The 17,095-nt window shown below is 59.0% G+C and carries 19 protein-coding genes; 9 read left to right on the forward strand and 10 right to left on the reverse strand.

From position 1 onward, the window contains the following. Window positions 1–77 precede the first annotated feature (77 nt). Together CIK76_RS02330 and tcuA are read right to left on the reverse strand one after the other, a co-directional pair. Window positions 78–713, reverse strand: coding sequence for a GntR family transcriptional regulator (locus CIK76_RS02330; protein ID WP_096283189.1), 636 nt, complete (start codon window positions 711–713; stop codon window positions 78–80). 81 nt (window positions 714–794) lie between these two features. Then, window positions 795–2,285 (reverse strand): FAD-dependent tricarballylate dehydrogenase TcuA, encoded by a 1,491-nt coding sequence (gene tcuA, locus CIK76_RS02335; protein ID WP_096283190.1) that lies wholly within the window; start codon window positions 2,283–2,285, stop codon window positions 795–797. 419 nt (window positions 2,286–2,704) lie between these two features. Here tcuA and CIK76_RS02340 point away from each other — a divergent pair, with 419 nt between their 5' ends. Beyond that, window positions 2,705–3,868 carry an MFS transporter gene (locus CIK76_RS02340; protein WP_255248318.1) on the forward strand — a complete coding sequence of 388 codons (1,164 nt, stop codon included), beginning with the start codon at window positions 2,705–2,707 and terminating at the stop codon, window positions 3,866–3,868. On the opposite strand, the gene CIK76_RS02345 is transcribed toward CIK76_RS02340, so the two are convergent. Then, on the reverse strand, window positions 3,865–4,578 hold the full coding sequence (locus CIK76_RS02345; protein WP_096283191.1) for a LysE family translocator: 714 nt from the start codon (window positions 4,576–4,578) through the stop codon (window positions 3,865–3,867). The two genes, CIK76_RS02340 and CIK76_RS02345, sit on opposite strands and share 4 nt — an antisense overlap. A gap of 32 nt (window positions 4,579–4,610) precedes the next feature. On the opposite strand from CIK76_RS02345, the gene CIK76_RS02350 reads away from it, so the two are divergent. Further along, complete coding sequence (locus CIK76_RS02350) at window positions 4,611–4,955, forward strand: hypothetical protein (protein WP_096283192.1); 345 nt, start codon at window positions 4,611–4,613, stop codon at window positions 4,953–4,955. 51 nt (window positions 4,956–5,006) lie between these two features. Continuing rightward, on the forward strand, window positions 5,007–5,414 hold the full coding sequence (locus tag CIK76_RS02355; RefSeq protein WP_096283193.1) for a DUF4190 domain-containing protein: 408 nt from the start codon (window positions 5,007–5,009) through the stop codon (window positions 5,412–5,414). 120 nt (window positions 5,415–5,534) lie between these two features. Here CIK76_RS02355 and CIK76_RS02360 read toward each other — a convergent pair whose 3' ends face one another. Next, window positions 5,535–6,092 carry a YceI family protein gene (locus CIK76_RS02360; protein WP_096283194.1) on the reverse strand — a complete coding sequence of 186 codons (558 nt, stop codon included), beginning with the start codon at window positions 6,090–6,092 and terminating at the stop codon, window positions 5,535–5,537. 224 nt (window positions 6,093–6,316) lie between these two features. On the opposite strand from CIK76_RS02360, the gene CIK76_RS19265 reads away from it, so the two are divergent. Beyond that, on the forward strand, window positions 6,317–6,475 hold the full coding sequence (locus tag CIK76_RS19265) for a hypothetical protein (protein WP_176484059.1): 159 nt from the start codon (window positions 6,317–6,319) through the stop codon (window positions 6,473–6,475). 186 nt (window positions 6,476–6,661) lie between these two features. Here CIK76_RS19265 and CIK76_RS02365 read toward each other — a convergent pair whose 3' ends face one another. From CIK76_RS02365 to CIK76_RS02380, 4 genes are all read right to left on the reverse strand, one after another. After that, window positions 6,662–7,552, reverse strand: a complete 891-nt coding sequence (locus tag CIK76_RS02365) for a glycine betaine ABC transporter substrate-binding protein (RefSeq protein WP_343252102.1) — start codon at window positions 7,550–7,552, stop codon at window positions 6,662–6,664. Between the two features lie 83 nt (window positions 7,553–7,635). Then, on the reverse strand, window positions 7,636–8,364 hold the full coding sequence (locus CIK76_RS02370; protein ID WP_096283196.1) for an ABC transporter permease: 729 nt from the start codon (window positions 8,362–8,364) through the stop codon (window positions 7,636–7,638). Beyond that, on the reverse strand, window positions 8,361–9,620 hold the full coding sequence (locus CIK76_RS02375; protein WP_255248319.1) for an ABC transporter ATP-binding protein: 1,260 nt from the start codon (window positions 9,618–9,620) through the stop codon (window positions 8,361–8,363). The genes CIK76_RS02370 and CIK76_RS02375 overlap by 4 nt, the downstream gene beginning before the upstream one ends. Further along, window positions 9,613–10,254, reverse strand: coding sequence for an ABC transporter permease (locus CIK76_RS02380; protein ID WP_096283197.1), 642 nt, complete (start codon window positions 10,252–10,254; stop codon window positions 9,613–9,615). Before CIK76_RS02380 ends, CIK76_RS02375 begins: the two co-directional genes overlap by 8 nt. A gap of 216 nt (window positions 10,255–10,470) precedes the next feature. Between CIK76_RS02380 and CIK76_RS02385 the strand changes: the two genes are divergently transcribed. Then, on the forward strand, window positions 10,471–11,322 hold the full coding sequence (locus CIK76_RS02385; protein WP_096283198.1) for a fumarylacetoacetate hydrolase family protein: 852 nt from the start codon (window positions 10,471–10,473) through the stop codon (window positions 11,320–11,322). A 180-nt stretch (window positions 11,323–11,502) separates the two neighbouring features. Next, window positions 11,503–13,017, forward strand: coding sequence for a sodium:alanine symporter family protein (locus CIK76_RS02390; protein ID WP_096283199.1), 1,515 nt, complete (start codon window positions 11,503–11,505; stop codon window positions 13,015–13,017). A gap of 150 nt (window positions 13,018–13,167) precedes the next feature. Here CIK76_RS02390 and CIK76_RS02395 read toward each other — a convergent pair whose 3' ends face one another. Continuing rightward, the gene (locus CIK76_RS02395; RefSeq protein ID WP_096283200.1) at window positions 13,168–14,013 is read right to left on the reverse strand and encodes a CoA ester lyase; all 846 of its coding nucleotides are present in this window, start codon (window positions 14,011–14,013) and stop codon (window positions 13,168–13,170) included. 225 nt (window positions 14,014–14,238) lie between these two features. Here CIK76_RS02395 and CIK76_RS02400 point away from each other — a divergent pair, with 225 nt between their 5' ends. Continuing rightward, window positions 14,239–15,687 (forward strand): amino acid permease, encoded by a 1,449-nt coding sequence (locus tag CIK76_RS02400; RefSeq protein ID WP_096283211.1) that lies wholly within the window; start codon window positions 14,239–14,241, stop codon window positions 15,685–15,687. On the opposite strand, the gene CIK76_RS02405 is transcribed toward CIK76_RS02400, so the two are convergent. Next, a complete protein-coding gene (locus tag CIK76_RS02405) occupies window positions 15,684–16,103 on the reverse strand; it encodes a DUF4262 domain-containing protein (RefSeq protein WP_096283201.1) in 420 nt (139 codons plus the stop codon). The genes CIK76_RS02400 and CIK76_RS02405 overlap by 4 nt on opposite strands. Before the next feature lie 124 nt (window positions 16,104–16,227). Between CIK76_RS02405 and CIK76_RS18965 the strand changes: the two genes are divergently transcribed. Both CIK76_RS18965 and CIK76_RS02410 read left to right on the forward strand, forming a co-directional pair. Further along, a complete protein-coding gene (locus CIK76_RS18965; RefSeq protein WP_141393439.1) occupies window positions 16,228–16,449 on the forward strand; it encodes a hypothetical protein in 222 nt (73 codons plus the stop codon). A gap of 280 nt (window positions 16,450–16,729) precedes the next feature. Beyond that, a complete protein-coding gene (locus tag CIK76_RS02410; protein ID WP_141393440.1) occupies window positions 16,730–17,080 on the forward strand; it encodes a hypothetical protein in 351 nt (116 codons plus the stop codon). Window positions 17,081–17,095 lie beyond the last annotated feature (15 nt).

Here is a 17,095-nt window from a genome sequence, read left to right on the forward strand (position 1 = left end):
AGCGCGCTCGCGCTATCCCGAGAGGGTACGTTAAACCTAAAAAATCCCGCCAGTGGCGGGATTTATGGGCGAATCTCCTAGAGGTGCGAGAACATTTTCAAGCGCATCGATTTGGCCGTCGACATATGCGCCCGGACTTGCTCCTGCGCTTGGTCCGCGCGGCGCTCGCTAATTAGCTCCACGATGCGCTGGTGCTCATCGAGGGAGTCGGCCCAGCGCGATCCCACCGAAAGCGTCGAGGTTGGGGCGTGCAGTTGATGCGTTGCCAAGCGCTCCAGCAGGTCTTCGAGCACCGGATTGTGCGCTGCACGCCAGAGTGAGCGGTGGAACTCGATATTTGTCAGCAAACGCGTTGAATCATCGGGATCGACCAGCGCGCGATCCCGTTCAACGAGGGCTTCGAGCCTGACCAGGTCCGGGTCGGTCCGGCTCCGCGCGGCCTCCGCAGCGGCCTGGCCTTCGAGCATGATGCGCAGGTCGTAAACCTGCATGATCTGCTCCGGGTCAATTTCGCGCACGAACAATCCGCGGGCTCGGCGTTCGAGCAGCCCCTCATGCAGCAACCGGGTGAGCGCCTCGCGCACCGGGGTGCGCGAGACGCCGAAGCGTTCGGCCAGCGCGACCTCACGCAGCGGATCTCCGGGCGCGAAGGCACCGCGCAGCAGGTCTTCCTTCAACTGCGCGTGAATCGTTTCCGAATCGATTTTCGCCATGCCCCGCCATTCTGCGTCCAACAGTAGTGATCTGCAGTTCCCTCGCACGCGGTGCCGCGTACGAGGGAACTGCACCTTGCCTTAGGCCAGATTACCGGCTCGGCGGCCAAACACGACACCGGCGGCAAGACCCGAACCACCTGGGTAGTTCGCCGAGAACAGTCCACCGAGCATCTCGCCGCAGACGAACAGGCCGGGTACCGGCTGGCCTTCTTCGTTCAGCGCGCGGCCCTCGGTGTCGCCCTTGAGCCCACCGAAGGTGAAGGTGATGCCGCAGGTGACCGGGTAGGCGTAGAACGGACCGGTGGCCAACGGGGTGGCCCAGTTGCTCTTCACCGGAGTGACCTTCGAGGCGCGGCCATCCAGCACGTTCGGATCGAACGGGATGCTGGTGTCGATGGCACCGTTGTATTCGGTGATGGTCTTGGCCAGCGAGGCGGCGTCGACGTTGATCTTCTCGGCCAGTTCCTCGACGGTATCGGCAACGACTTCGGAGATGCCAGGCATCTCGTATTCTTCACTGCGCAGCATCGGACGCAAGTTTGCATCGAAGATCTGGTAGGCGACAGAATCCGGCTGCTTCAAGATTTCGCGGCCGTACTTGGCGTAGGTCAGGTTGCGGAAGTCCGCACCTTCGTCGAGGAAGCGCGCGCCAAGGTTGTTGACGATGATTCCCAGCGGGTAGGACTGGCGGGTCAGGCGGTTGGTCAGTTCGCGGTTCGATTCGTTCTTCGCGGTGAATGCGTCCCACTGCACCGAGTGGCAGGTGCTCCAGTCGCCGCCCTTGGCAATGCCGATCTCCAGTCCTGCCTGGATCATTGCACCGTGGTTGTATGGGGTGCCGCGGACCTTCGCGTTCTCCCAGCCCTCACCCAAGTGCTCCTTGCGCAGCTCAGGGTTGGCTTCGAAGCCACCGGCGCCCAGGACGACCGACTCGGCGCGCAGTTCCTGCACGCTGCCGTCGCTCTGGCGGACCTTGACACCCTTGACCGTGCCGTCTTCAACGATCAGCGCGAAGACGTCCTGCTCGAAGCGGACCTCGGTGCCAAGCTTTTCGGCCACCGCAAGGTGATCCTTCATCAACCCTTCGCCGCCGTCCACGTTTCCGACATGCAGCCCGCCCCAGAAGAGGAAGGTGCCATCTTCGCGGGAGTACGCTTGGCGCTCGTACATCAGGCGGTACTTCAGCCCCAGGGACTTCAGCCAACGCAAGCCCGGTGCTGCTTCGGTGACAAGAACCTCGGTCAGTTCCTTGTCATTGCGCCCCTCGGTGACCTTCGCCATGTCGCCCGCGTAGTCTTCCGCGGAGTAGGGAGGAACCTCGGAGAGCTTGTGGCGCTCGTCGAATTCGATGAAGTCCTGCAGGTCTTCCAGACCGTTATGCGCGATTCGGGTGGCGCCGGCGGTGTAGTAGCTGTTTCCGCCGAACTGATCCTTCGGAGCTTTTTCCAACAGCAGGACCTTGCGGCCGCGCGTGACCGCAGCGTGTGCGGCGGTGAAGGCCGCGTTGCCTCCGCCGACGACGATAACGTCTGCAACGTTAGTGGATTTTCCCTGGACTGGAGTAGTCATATCTGGTGACCTTTCGGAATTCTTGAATTCAGCAGTTCCGACCGCGTGAAGACCACACGAAGCGGAGTCGAATTCGACGTCTGAACGTTGATTCCTAATTAGTGTATACACAAAAGAACATTAAAAACCACTAAAGTCTGCAAATAGTTCCAGTGCTACTTCCGGCAATAGCGATACGCCGGACGGCCAGCGGTACCGGACCGCGATTTCAGTTCGACCAATTCATGTCCGGCGGGTCCTCACCGGTGCGGCACCATGGACCTCTGCCCGGACTCAGCATCGGACAATGAATTGCTCGGCGCCTAGTTCCTGGCTTCGCTTTGCCGTCCGGCCGCACTAGGTCATACCGGCGAGGAGTACGGCGCATCTCTGGTTACATAGGGTAGTTATAGAAATCGGGCTGAAGATAGGAAATAACTTTGAGCAAACCACCGGCCGCAGCAGCCACGCAGTTGCCCGACTCTGCCCTGCGTTTCGTTGGTTTCCTGTCATTTTTCGATCGTTATGCCACCCCGCCAATGTTTCTGGCGCTATCGCTGGCGACTGCGCTTACGCTGTCTCAAGCCGTCGAACTCGTGGCGGGGTATTCATTGCTTTACGCCTTGGGGCAACCGCTATGGGGAATGGCCAGCGATAGGTTTGGGCGACTCACCGTATTGCGGTGCGCGCTGTTCGGAGTGGTGCTTGGCGCGATTGCCAGCAGCGCATTCACTGGGTTCCTCCCCCTATTGATCGCCCGGTCATGTACGGGTTTCATGTTCGGTGCGCTGTATCCGACCCTGCTCACCCTGCTCGGTGATACCCGTGCTGGCTTGGCTAAGGCCCGTGGTCTGTCAGATCTGCAAATTTATTCTTCGTTGGGTACTACCTTGGCCACGCTCGTCGCCGGCGCGCTTGCCACGTTCGTGGATTGGCGTTTGGTGTTCCTCCTTCCGGCCGCAGGCGCAATAGCGGCGCTAGTGACCCTGCGCCGGGTGGCCGAACCGTTGCAGGAAGCCACCGCTCGGAACTTCAAGGCGGCCTTCGGCGCAGATAATATACTTCTGTACGCGGTGGTATTCCTCGAAGGCGGGCTATTACTGGGGCTGCTTGCCTATGTAGTTCCCGCCTTGCAAGATGCTGGCGTGGGCATCTGGATCTCGGGCCTGCTTGGTTGCGGATTCGCGGTTGGCGTGATTTTCGGTGCGCGGCTCATGCGTCAGCTCATGTCGAGGTTTTCCCGTACCTGGCTCATCGGCATCGGTGGCGCAGTGCTTTGGGCGAGTTTCGCCCCTTCGGCTTTCGCCCCCTCGCCTGCGGCATTCACCAGTACCGCGTTCCTGCTCGGGGTGGCCAACGCGGTCATGCATTCGTCCATGCAAGGTTGGGCCACCGAAGTAGCACCGCAAGCGCGGGCCACGACTGTTTCGCTGTTTGTCTTCTCGCTGTTTTTCGGGGCCTCGGCGACTACCTATCTCACGGCTGACCTCGCTGAGCAGGGAAACTTTTCGCGCATATTCGGTATCGGCTTTTGGCTCAGTATCGTCCTGGCTGTCTCAGCGACCTGGCTGCATGCGCGCTGGCTAGCAAGGCAACTCGCTTAGAGGAAAGTGCTCAGCAGCACTCCAATGCCCATGAGGAAAAGCGCTGCACAGGCAGTCCATTCCAAGCGAAGGGTGATTTCTGGCTTCTTGAACCACTGCATCGCTTTGGATGCCACCGCGCTCAAGATCAATAAATACAGGAATCCAACCGCCGCAAATATTGCGCCCAAGCCCATTCCCCACAGCAGGGTACTCGATTCCTTGGGGATAAAGCTTGGCATCATCGCCAGAAACAACAATCCTAATTTCGGATTCAGAGCTGCCGAAAGCACACCAGCAACAAAAGAACGGCGCAACGTTTGACCCCGCATGCGAGCGCCGGCTCGCGTTTCAGTGCGCGCAATGGCGCTATCGGCTTTGGCGACGGCGCGAGATTTCAAGAATCCGGATAGCCCCAAGTACATCAGGTACAGACCGCCAAGAATCGCAATGATCGCTTCGATGACGGGGTAGCGCTGCATCAACGATGCGGCACCAGCACCGGCCAGCGTGGCCCAGGCGAAAATTGCTGTCACCATGCCGAGCGCCGCGACGACACCGTGGAGCTGGCGCACCAGAGAAAAGCGCAGGACCAAGAAAGTATCTGGCCCTGGTGAGAGAGTGACCATTACGCATACGCCGAGGTATGCCAAGAACGAAGCCCAAGTCATGATCTCTAAGTATAGAAATTCACCACCAGAGTGCGTTAATGCATGACGCGGGCTTAGCATTAGAAGTGCACTACCTAGGAGGCAGAGGCAAAATGTCACAGCCGCAGTACGGGCCGCAGCCCAGTTATCAAGATCCTGCTACCGAGTTCAACGGACACTACCCGCCGCCGCATCCCGGCGTTGCCTTGTCGCAAACTTCAATGATTCTCGGAATTCTCTCGCTTTTTGTCGTGGGCGTGATCCTCGGCCCGATCGCCATTATCAAAGGAAACGAAGCCGAACGTGCCTATGGTGTTCAAGCTACCGTCGGTAAAGTCACTGGGATGATCGGCTTGATCCTGGGAGCACTGCAGCTGCTAGCGGTCGTTGGATATTTCCTCTTGGTCCTCTTCATACTTCCGTTCTCGATTTACGGCTCAGGTATGTCAGAGCAATGAAGACTGCAGAAACAAGACCACCATTTCCTCTCAAAGAAATAAGGGCCCCTCATGAGCACTCCGAATAACGAACCTAATAATCCCTACACCTCAGGAAATCCCGGCCAGCAGCCGCAGTACCCGTACCAGAGCCCAGGCCAGAACCAGCAATTTGGTGCCGCACCGGGCTACCCCGGGTACGCTTATCCGCAGCAGCATGCCCAGGGCTCCCAGTTGGCGCAGACTTCGATGATCTTGGGCATCATTTCGCTATTCGTCGTAGGCATCATCTTGGGGCCAATCGCCATTTCCAAGGCCAAAAGGGCCGAACGGGAATTCAACACCGACGCCACGGTCGGCAAGGTGACTGGCTGGATCGGGACCATATTCGGAATTATCGGGTTGCTCTACATAATTTTGATGATCGTCATGGCGGTCACCTTTGCCGGAACCGATGCCATGTACTCCGAATTCTCGTAATCGCTGCGTACCGTCCGCCTAGCACGGTTAACGACAGAGACCTGGCGAAGCGCTTTCGCGCATCGTCAGGTCTCTGTCTGTATCGGCCCTGCACCATCCCCCATAGATGGCTTCGGGAGCTTATTCTGCGGTTGGCAGGACGAAAGAAGCGTCGATTTCGATCTTGACCTTGTCGCTGACCAGCACGCCGCCTGCTTCGAGAGCCGCGTTCCAGGTGATGCCGAATTCCTTGCGGGAGATGGTGGTGGAGGCGAAGAAGCCTGCACGGGTTGCGCCGAAGGCGTCTACCACCTGGCCGCCGAGCTCTGCTGCGAATTCAACCTGCTTGGTGACGCCGCGGATGGTCAGGTCGCCGACGAGAACGAAGTCCTCGGCGTCGCCCTTGGTGCCGGTGGACTTGAAGGTCATGACCGGGAATTCCTCGGCATTGAAGAAGTCGGCGCTGGTCAGGTGGCCGTCGCGGTTTGCATCCTTGGTGTTGACCGACGCGATCTGAACGGTGGCTTCGATCGAGGACTCTTCCAGGCTCTGGCCAACATTCAAGGTTGCCTCGAATTCCTGGAAGCTGCCGCGGACCTTGGAAACACCTGCGTGGCGAACCGAGAATCCGATTTCCGAGTGCGAAGCGTCCAGGGTCCAGGCGCCGACGGTCAGTGGTGAAGTTGCAGATACAGTCATTTTCAGTTCCTTGTCGTCATCGCCAACACTGTAGTTGACGTTTCAATTTGTTTTGCTGATACAAGTATTGCACTAGTTAAGTTGAAGCGTCAACCATATCGCGCAATAAACTTTTCCTCGATTTCGAAGCGGGTGTGCCATTTCGCTCCTGACTAGTAATTTAATTTCAAAAATTTTTCTGCTCAGGCTTCTCCGATCCGAGTAATTCTGGCTAGACTGGGCGCATGACCAGTGATCCGAACGCACCTAATAAAAAAGCGCAGGAAGCCGAACTAGCAGCGGATCTCGAAGAGATCTGGCAGGAAGAGTCCCCCACTACCGCCGAAGTCACCAAGTCTGCCGACGAAGTCGACGGCAAGTTCGGCACCCGCGACGGTTCCTAGAAATCGTCCGGACTGCTACAACCATTCTGCGCCCTCGGACGCTAACCAATCCAGTATTTCGGCGCAAGACCACCAGGCGAACAAACGGCAGGTGAACACTGCGCAAGTTTTTGCCTGGGTTATTAACCGCGAATGGCCGCTCCAAGGAACCTAGTCCCTGAAACGGCCATCACGTGGGTTGCTTTACTAAGGTGCGCTAATTAGACCTTCGTTCAGCATCCATTCATAGGCGACATCGGCGGGCTCGCGCCCTTCAACGTCCACCTGATAGTTCAGCTCCAGCAGCACCTCATCGGTCAGCATTGGCGCAATCTGCGCCATCACGTCTTTGACGCCGGGATTTTCCTGCAAGAATTCGGCATTGAATGCTGGGGCCGCGTTATAGCTCGGGAAGTACTGCTTGTCGTCCTCTAGCACCGTTAGATCCAGCGCCCTGATGCGGCCGTCGGTTGTGAACACCTCGCCGAAGTTGCAAGCGCCCTCGGCGGTTGCCTGGTAGATGGCACCTACGTCGTACAAACCGATGTTCTCTTCCTTGACTTGGCTGCCGCGGTCGATCCCGTAGTGCTCGAGCATCGGGGTCAACCCATCCCGGCGCGAGTTGAACTCCGGGTCGACACAGAAGGTCAGCTCTTCCGAATCAAGTTTGGACATTTCCGATAGCTTGGTGATGCCCAAGCGATCAGCCACTTTCCGGTTCATGGCCATGGCGTAGGTGTTATTCAGCGGCGCCGGTTCTCCCCAGACGATGCCGTTGGCCACATCTTCCTCGCGCACCGCTTCCCACTGTTCTTCGGCACCGGCTACCGGTTCTTCATAGCCCAGATAGGTCAGCCATGCGGTACCCGTGTATTCCCACAGCGCGCTGGCGTCCCCGGAGAGCAACAGCTCGCGTGCCGGTTGGGAGCCGGGCACATTTGTCAGATCCGTGACATCATAACCGGCAACATCCAAGGCAATCACCGTGATTTTTCCCAAGATCAATTGCTCGGTGAATGCCTTCGAGGTGACAGTGGCCTTGGCGTCATTGGCCAGATCTGGAATTTCTTCAATGATTCCCGGACTGGCATCGGGCACCGTGCCAGTGGAGGGACTCAGCCCGCAGCCTGTCAGGCCTAAAAGGGCCGCGAATGATAGGGCTCCAAGTTTCAATTTCCGATTCACGAGAGTCCTTTCGGTCGGGCGACCTGTTCCACGACTCGTCCAAGCCAGTCGATGGTCAATGCCAGCAAGGCCACCAGCAGCGAACCTGCAATCAGCACCACGTTCAGATTCAGGTTGACCCCGGTGGTAATCAGAATTCCCAATCCGCCACCGTTAATGAAGGTGGCCAAGGTGGCGGTTCCTACCAGCAGCACCAAGGCGGTGCGGATACCGGAGAGCATCACCGGGACCGCGAGCGGAAGCTCTACCTTGAACAAGACCGCCATCTGGCTCATACCGATGCCGCGACCGGCTTCCACCAGCCGTTCATCGACCTGCTGCAAGCCCACAATGGTATTTGAAAGGACAGGAAGGATCGCATAGATCACCAAGGACACGATGGCCGTATTCGGCCCGAATCCAAGCCAGAACGCCAGCAGCACGACCACGCCGATGGCCGGGGCCGCCTGGCCGAAGTTGGCAACGGCGCGCACCCCGGGGGCTGCCTTGCGAAACGCTGGACGGGTCAAGATGATGCCCAGGGGAATCGCAATAATCAGCACGATCACCGCTGAGATGACCGTGATTTTCAGGTGATCCAGCGTATAGCCCCAAATGGTAGCCGGATCCAGCGTCTGCCGTTCGGTTTCCGTGAGGTTCGCGGTGACCAACCAGATCACCAGGATGGCGAAGGCCGCCGCGATGCCAAGGAGCTGGTAGATCAGCCCTCGTCTCTCCGCATTCATGAAGATTCACCGCCGGATTCTCCGCGGTCCATCTGGATGTCTGCCACGTTGATGGCGCCGGAGTTCAAGCCTACCGGTGCGTCATGGTCATCATCCAGGTTGGCGTTGCTCGCAGAGATCGCTTCCATCACCGTCTGCACCGTGATGATGCCTCGAAGCACATCGCGACGCCCGGTCACCAACGCGGATTCGGTGCTGGCCACCAGCATGGTGTCCAGCGCATCATTCAAGGTCGCCTGCTCGCCGACAACCGGCAGATTCTGATCATAGGTGCCATCGATAAACTCCGCACGGGAGAGCTGGCGCCGGGTGAGCCGGCGCAACGGGCGGCCGCGCGAATCCAGGACCACCGCATACTTCCGTCCGGCGCCTTGCAGCTGCGAAAGCACTTCGGAAGCGTTCTTCCCCGCGGTAGTGGTGATGGCTTCGGACAGTTCCACCTCGTGCACGCGGGTCAGCGTCAGCTGCTTCAAGCCGGCACCGGAGCCAATGAAGTTTTCCACGAATTCGCTGGCAGGGTTGGCCAGGATGCGCTCCGGGGAATCGTACTGCTCCAGCTGTGCGCCTTCATTGAAGATCGCGATCCAGTCCCCCAGCTTCACGGCTTCGTCGAAGTCGTGGGTCACGCAAACGATGGTCTTCTGGACTTCCGACTGAATGTTGAGCAGCTCATCTTGCAGACGCTGACGGGTAATCGGGTCGACCGCGCCGAAGGGCTCGTCCATCAGCAAGACCGGAGGATCAGCGGCTAGTGCACGGGCCACGCCCACGCGTTGCTGCTGGCCGCCGGAGAGCTCCTTCGGGAAGCGGTTGCGGTACAGCTCCGGGTCCAGTGAGACCAACTCGAGCAGCTCGTCTACGCGCGCGGCAATCTTCTCCTTGGACCAGCCAAGCATCTTCGGCACCATCGCGATATTTGTCGCCACGGTCATATGCGGAAACAGGCCTCCGGCCTGAATGACATATCCGATGCGGCGACGCAGCTCATCGCCATCCATGTCGGTGACGTCTTCGCCGTTGATCACGATCTCGCCGGAGGTCGGCTCGATCAACCGGTTGATCATTTTCAGCGTCGTAGTTTTGCCGCAGCCCGAAGGGCCGACAAACATCACGATCGAACCGGCGGGAATCTCAAGGGTGAGCCCACCGACGGCGGATTTCTTCTGTCCCGGGTAGGTCTTGGTGACATCCTGAAGCATGATCGATGCCCCGGTGACGCTATTTTCGGTACTGGTTTCTACTTTATTTTCAGACACGGATACCTCGCGGGGTAGTCAGTCGGCCAATGCCGAGCAAGATCAAATCAAGAATGAGCGCCAGAATGACGACCCCGACCACGCCGGTGATGACGGATTCAAGGGAGTTCGCGCCACCTAGCCGGGAAAGGCCGGAGAAGATGAAGCCGCCAAGCCCTGGGCCCAGCGCATAGGACACCACGGCTGCCACGCCCATCACCATCTGCGCCGAGATGCGCACACCGGTGAGAATCACCGGCCAGGCCATCGGCAGTTCAACGGAGATCAGCGTTTTCATGCGGCTCATCCCGATGCCCTTCGCCGATTCGACGATGGTGGGCTCGATGTTGTTCAGCCCCACAATGGCATTTCGCAGGATCGGAAGCGCGGCGAAGAATGTCACCACGATCACCGCCGGCAGGACGCCGAACCCGAAAGGCACAATCAGCAGGCCGATCAATGCGAATGACGGGATTGTCAGCCCGATGGCGCTGATTCCGTTGGCCACTCCGGATAAAGATTTACTGCGATAGACCAACACGGCGATCAGCACGGCTATGATCGTCGCCAGGACAAGGCACTGGGCTACCAACCACAAATGCTGCCAAGAGGCGAATAGAATTTGGCGATATCGCTCGCCGAAAAAGTCACCCACATTAAGACCTGCTTCACTTTAGTTTCGTTTCAACCACTGGGTTGGAGGGGGTTCCTCGACTCAGCTTTTCTCCCAAGTTTACGTGGAGCTGCGCCACTGCCTTGGTATCATTTTGATAAACCTTTGCTTGACTTGGCTGGATATGAGTGTCGTTTTGGCCTACTTAGCCCCCGCAACAGGCTAGCCAAGACGGTGCGGATGTAGTGAGATAGGAACATGAAACTAGCTACCGTGCGACTGACCACCGAACCGGGCCTGACAACAGCGGCCGTCATCGAAGAGGGCCGTCTTTACTATCTGGAAAATCTCGCCAACGTTCAAAAATTCTTGCGCCTCGATCATGCAACGCAGCAAGAAGTCGTCGCCCGGGCGCTGGTAGGCGATTCGATCGCCGAAGGCGAGGCAGACTATGCCGCGCTGATCCCAACCCCCGCAAAGGTGTACTGCATTGGGCTGAACTACCGCAACCACATCGCCGAGGTGGGAGCGGAAGAACCAGAGTTCCCCACGGTCTTTGCGAAGTTCGCTTCCACGCTCTGCGGGGCAAATGACGCCGTTGAAATTCCTGCCGAAGATTACCGGATGGACTATGAGGGTGAGCTGGCCATCGTCATCGGCAAACCGGGACGCCGGATCTCGATCGAGGATGCGCAGAATCATATCGCCGGCTACGCGGTCTCCAACGATGTCTCCATGCGCGGCTTCCAGGGGCGAACCACCGAATGGCTGCAGGGCAAAGCCTGGGACAAGTCGACTCCGGTGGGCCCGTGGTTGGTCACCTCCGAAGAGTTCATCCCCGGCGCGAAAATCACCACGAAGGTCAACGGCGCGGTAGTCCAGGAAGACTCGACCGATGATCTGGTGTTCTCCGCGGCCGAGCTCGTCTCCTACCTGTCGGTGATCAACGAGTTGCACCCCGGGGACCTAATCCTCACCGGCACCCCGGCAGGCGTTGCCTTGGGACGCCGCGACGAACATGGGCGACGCCCATGGCTCAAGGCCGGTGACATCTTGGAAACGAGCATCGAGGGGCTCGGCACCTCGGCGGTCAAGTTCACCTCAGCCTAGGACTTTCTGGCTTCCAGTTTCCCGAGCCGCATCCACCGGCTCGGGGAACCGCCTCAACCTCGCTTGCGACACGAATCAGTGTTTGTGACTTGACTCTCACCATCACGTAGGATGACTGGGAATGTCACCTACGATGGCAGTCATCATCGCTTCTCACTCGCATCGAAGGATCTAGAACTCATGGACTCATTGGGAACGCTCTTCGGAGATATCTCCTCGGTCATTTGGGGACCGTTTGTCCTCATCCCGTTGCTCTTGGGCACCGGTCTCTACCTCACCATTCGCCTCGGCGGATTGCAGTTCATCAAACTCATCCCGGCGCTCAGGCTAGGAATTTTCAGACGCAAGGACCCGGGCGCCGATGGCGACGTCTCGCAGTTCCAGGCGCTCACCACCGCACTGGCAGCCACAGTCGGTACGGGCAACATCGTCGGCGTTGCCACGGCCATCGGCATCGGTGGCCCCGGTGCGTTGTTCTGGATGTGGGTCACCGGCCTGCTCGGCATGGCTTCGAAGTACACCGAAGCCTACTTGGGTGTCCGATTCCGCGGCACCGACACGGCTGGTGAAAAGTCCGGCGGTCCGCAGAACTACCTGGAACGCGGCATCAAGGGGCCATTCGGCAAGTTCCTGGCGCTCTTCTTCGCAGTTGCGGCGACCCTAGCCAGCTTCGGCATCGGAAATATGACCCAGGGCAACTCGATTGCAGCCAACTTGGAGAACTCCTTCAACGTGATCCCATGGGTCACCGGCGTGGTTCTCACAATCCTGTCGATCGCAGTTCTGGTCGGCGGCATCAAGTCCATCGGCAGGGTCACCGCGGCATTCGTTCCGGTCATGATCGTGTTCTACGTGGCCGCAGCGATCTTCATCTTGATCTCCAACGTCAGCGGCATCCCAGCTGCCTTCGGCCAGATCTTCACCGACGCCTTCACCGGCTCTTCGGCGGTCGGCGGATTCGTCGGTTCGGCCATCATCATCGCCATCCAGTTCGGTGTGGCTCGCGGCATCTTCTCCAACGAATCCGGCATGGGCTCGGCAGCAATCGCCGCAGCCGCGGCGCAGACCACGCACCCGGTTCGCCAGGGCCTGGTTTCCATGACCCAGACCTTTATCGACACGATCATCGTGGTCACCTGCACCGGCCTGGTCATCATCACCACCGGCACCTGGAAGCTGATCGATGAGGCAACCGGCGAACAAATCGCCGCCTCGCTGATGACCGGTGAAGCATTCACCAACGGCCTGCCGGGCGAATGGGGCCACTGGATCGTGACCCTCGGCTTGGTCATGTTCGCCTTCTCCACCATCTTGGGCTGGTGCTACTACGGTGAGCGCAACATCGAGCGCCTCATCGGCCGCAAGGGCGTCATGCCATTCCGCGTGATCTTCTCGCTGGTCGTCTACGTGGGCTGCACCACCGAGCTGACCGCCGTCTGGAACTTCTCCGATATGATGAACGGCCTCATGGCGCTGCCAAACCTCATCGGCCTGCTGATCCTCTCCGGCATGGTGGCCCGCGAAACCCGCTGGTACCTGAAGAATGACCCGAAGCTGGAAGCCAACAAGGACCAGATCGAGGACTTCATGGCTCATCGCCCAGGCTGGGCCGAGTGGAAGGCCGGCAACGTGGTTGGCTCCTCGCACCATCGCGGAGCACACGAAGTTCAGGATGGTCCGGAGCCCCGGCGCTAGGCAACCGCACCGCGCACTACGAGGACTGCCGCCGCATCGGCCCGAAAGGGCCAATGCGGCGGCAGTCTTTTTTAGCTGCTCAACGCATACGCAAATGGCTGGCCCCACCGTTGCGGGACCAGCCAAATGCGTTTGATCAGTAGGTGGAGACTATGCGTTCCACAGGCCGTAGGAGTCGGCCAGGTCCGCGATCTTCTGTGCGCGAGCCAGTCGCGGCAGGTAGGAGCCATCGCCCACCGAGGCACCGGCCGCGTGGGCTTCGAGCAGTTCCATGGCCCAAGACAGCTCGTCTTCGCTTGGGGCCAGCGCGGCATTGATGCCATCGACATGATCCGGGGACAGCGAGAGTTTTCCGGTCATGCCCATCGATGCGGTCACCAGGGTATCTTCAGTGACCTTCGCGGCGTCCGCACCGGCAGGTGGCGGGCCGTCGATTGCACCGGGCAGCTTACCCACACGGGAGGCAATGACCAGCTTTCCTCGGGCATAAGCCAAGGCAAGCGGATCATCGGAAACGCCGGTGTCCTTGCGGAAATCGTTCACGCCGAAGGCCAGTCGGAAGGTGCCCGGAGCCGAGGCAATGTTCGTGGCGTTTTCGATGCCTACGGCCGTTTCGATCAGCGCGAGCACCGGTGTGCCTGCGCGCAGGCGCATCGCGGTGTAGGTGACCTGCTCGGGTTTTTCGGTCATGGCCAGCATGACACCTCGTAGGCCTGGAGTTTCCGCGAGAGCAGCTAGATCATCGGCCCAGAAGTCCGTGTCGGTGCCGTTCACGCGCACCCAGGCGGTCATGCCGTTGGATAGAGCGCGCACCACGTTGTCGCGGGCAAAGGCTTTTTTGTCGTCCGGAACGGCTGCTTCCATGTCGAAAATTACCGAGTCCGCTTCGCAAGCTAGGCCGGGTCCGAAGTCTTCTTCTTTGGCGGCGTTAACCAGAAGCCACGAACGGGATAATTTTGCTGGGAGAGCCGCAGCGCGACGATTTCGGAAAGCCATAAATACAAGCCTACTCACTTTTTTGGCCGGCCTTCCACCGACACTCATCCGCAAGTATTACTTGCAACACCGCCCAAATATGACGCCGAATATCACTTGCTGTGGTCAGACCAATTAACCTTTTCCCTGCGGGCTATTTTCAGTCCCCCAAATACGTTCCTCTCTGCACGGGAGAGCAGCTCACGAAAGAAGCACCGCGTGGCACAGCAGCCGACGAAACTCACCATGAACGAAAACGGCGAGACGCTCGAACGCGGTCTTTCAAGCCGCCACATTCAACTACTGGCCATCAGCGGCGCGATCGGCACAGGGCTTTTCATGGGGTCGGGGAAAACTATCTCCGCAGCGGGGCCCTCGGTCATCTTTGTCTATATGATCATTGGATTCATGCTGTTCTTCGTCATGCGCGCCATGGGCGAGATCCTGCTGAGCAATCTGGAATATAAGACCTTTTCTGACTTCGCCGGGGACCTGCTCGGGCCTTGGACGGCGTTCTTCACCGGATGGACCTACTGGTTCTGCTGGGTGGCGACCGGGATCGCCGATGTGGTCGCGATCGCACAATACATAGCCTTCTGGTGGTCTGATCTGCCGCTGTGGATCCCTGCGCTCATCTGCATTCTGCTGCTCGTGGGACTGAACTTGCCCAGCGTGAAGGCCTTTGGCGAAACCGAATTCTGGTTCTCGCTGGTCAAGATCATCGCGATTCTGGCGTTGATCGTTGTGGGGCTTGTCATGATTGTTACAGGCTTTACCTCCTCGACTGGCGACACCGCATCATTTACGCACCTGTGGTCGCATGGCGGGATGTTCCCACACGGAACCATGGGTTTTGTTGCAGGATTTCAGATTGCGGTCTTCGCTTTCGTCGGAATCGAACTCGTGGGAACCGCCGCAGCGGAAACCAAGGATCCGGAAATCAACCTCCCACGGGCCATCAATTCGATCCCGCTGCGTGTCATCCTGTTTTACGTCGGTGCCTTGGCCGTGCTGATGTCGGTCACCCCATGGACAAGGTTCTCCGCCGAGGCCTCCCCCTTCGTGGGGATGTTCGCCCTCGCAGGCCTAGCCGGGGCCGCTGGCGTGGTGAATTTCGTGGTGCTCACCGCTGCCGCGTCCAGCGCGAATTCAGGGATCTATTCCACGTCCCGCATGGTGTATTCACTAGCGAAGGCAGGAGACGCACCGAAGCGCTTCGGCAGTCTTTCCAAATCCCAGGTTCCACGCAATGCATTGCTTTTCTCGTGCGTGTTCTTATTGGCCGCAGTCGTATTGCTCTATGCAGGTGATTCCATCGCGCAGGCGTTCACGCTGGTCACCACCGTTTCTGCGCTGTGTTTCATGTTCGTCTGGTCGATCATCCTGTTCAGCTATTTAGCCTTCCGAAAGCGTCGGCCACAGCTTCATGACCGGTCGAACTTCAAGGTGCCCGGAGGGTTGGGCGCGCCCTACATGGTGCTGGCCTTTTTCGCTTTCGTCCTCTGGGCCTTGACCACTCAAGCCGACACCCTCATGGCGCTCCTAGCCACGCCGTTATGGTTCCTCGCAGTCGGAGTCTTCTATGTGAAGATGCGACGCTCTCAGGAACACCAGAAATTGCGCGCCGCACACGCAGAAAAGGTCGCCGAAGAGAACCTGCTCGCCGATGGATACAGGGCTGCGAACTCCCGTTAGTTTGATGAGGGTCGAGCCCACCATGGCATGCTGGAGCCGGCACCCTCGCTTCCTCTCCGGGCGGCCTCGGCCAACATTTCAGGTGGCGGCGGCCAGGAATCGATGATGCGAATTTCCAATGCCGTCATCGCGGAACCGTACCGCGCAGCGGCTTCCAACAGGTGCCTGCCAGCGTCGGGCATGCGCATAAAATAGAGCAGCTGCTGCCCGAGGTAGTGCGCAGTGTGCTGGTGCCCGAAGATCTCACCGGTTTTAATGACCCGATGGGCCAATGGATTCAGCAGCCCGCAGGTTGTCGCCATATCCAAACCTCGCACCAAGAATTCCGGGTGTCCGTGTGCGGTCAGTCCAACGGTGTAACCAAAGGTCTTAGTGGGGTCGGGGTTTTCGATGAATTGCACCGCATTGCCATACATGCGAATCGTATTCGTGATTTACAGTTCGACCTCTTCATTTGAAAATCCATCACATTGCAGGCACATGACTAGTCTCCCTGGGCTTCGTCCTATTGACACCTCAAGTGTTGATCCGAAGCCGAGCTTGGCAATCACAAACACGAAATTTGTGGATAACTTCGGCTCCATCGCCGAACAGCTTTCGACCGCCAGCATCCCGCTTCGAATTCGAGTGCACCGTTCACTGGCTAAGCGGCTGATCCCAAGCACAACTACCGGCTACGCGAACCACAGCGGCGGCTGGCCGGCATCTCCCTGGCGCTGCATATGTGCCGGGGCGGCCAGCGCACCTCGCTTCGCACCATGATCAAGTAGTCCCTCTCCGAGAAAAGCAGCGAATCACGTGTCCGGCATACGCACCAAGCGAGTATTTTTCCGTCTAGCTTAGGGCCTAGCAATTCATTGCGTATTCGCGGGCACCTTGTGGCACTGCCCGCCTGTCACGTGCTGAGTGGAAGTTGGGAAACGCGTAGGGAATTCCTGCGCCACGCCTCGAGGCAGGCGCTCCGAGCTTCGCCAACCGGCACGCAGAGGCCAGGGGCCTTCGGTCCACGGCCACCAACTCGCTACCGATACAGGAGTGAACAATGAAACGATTACTCGCAGTGGCCGCAGTGACCGCACTTTCCGCACTAGGCGCGGTCGCACCGGCCAGCGCGGCCCCGCCGGCTGGCGCGGCCCCGCCGGCTGGCGCAGTATGCCCAAGTTGGGACACCGGGCATATCAACGGTTCCGGCGGCGCAACGACAACCATCATGGCCCCCGAGGGCATGGTCATCACCGCCGTCTGCGTCAAGGCAGGTTCTGTGAAACAAGGTGCCGGCCCCGAAATCACCAACTACGACCCGGGAGTGGCCAGCCTGACCATCTGGCATTCCACAGGCAAGGACATTTCCCACTATTCGGTGATGTACTCGGACGGTGGTCCGATCAGCTAGCCCAGATCTTTCATC

The sequence above is a fragment of the Glutamicibacter sp. BW80 genome (assembly GCF_002332385.1).
Lineage (GTDB): Bacteria > Actinomycetota > Actinomycetes > Actinomycetales > Micrococcaceae > Glutamicibacter.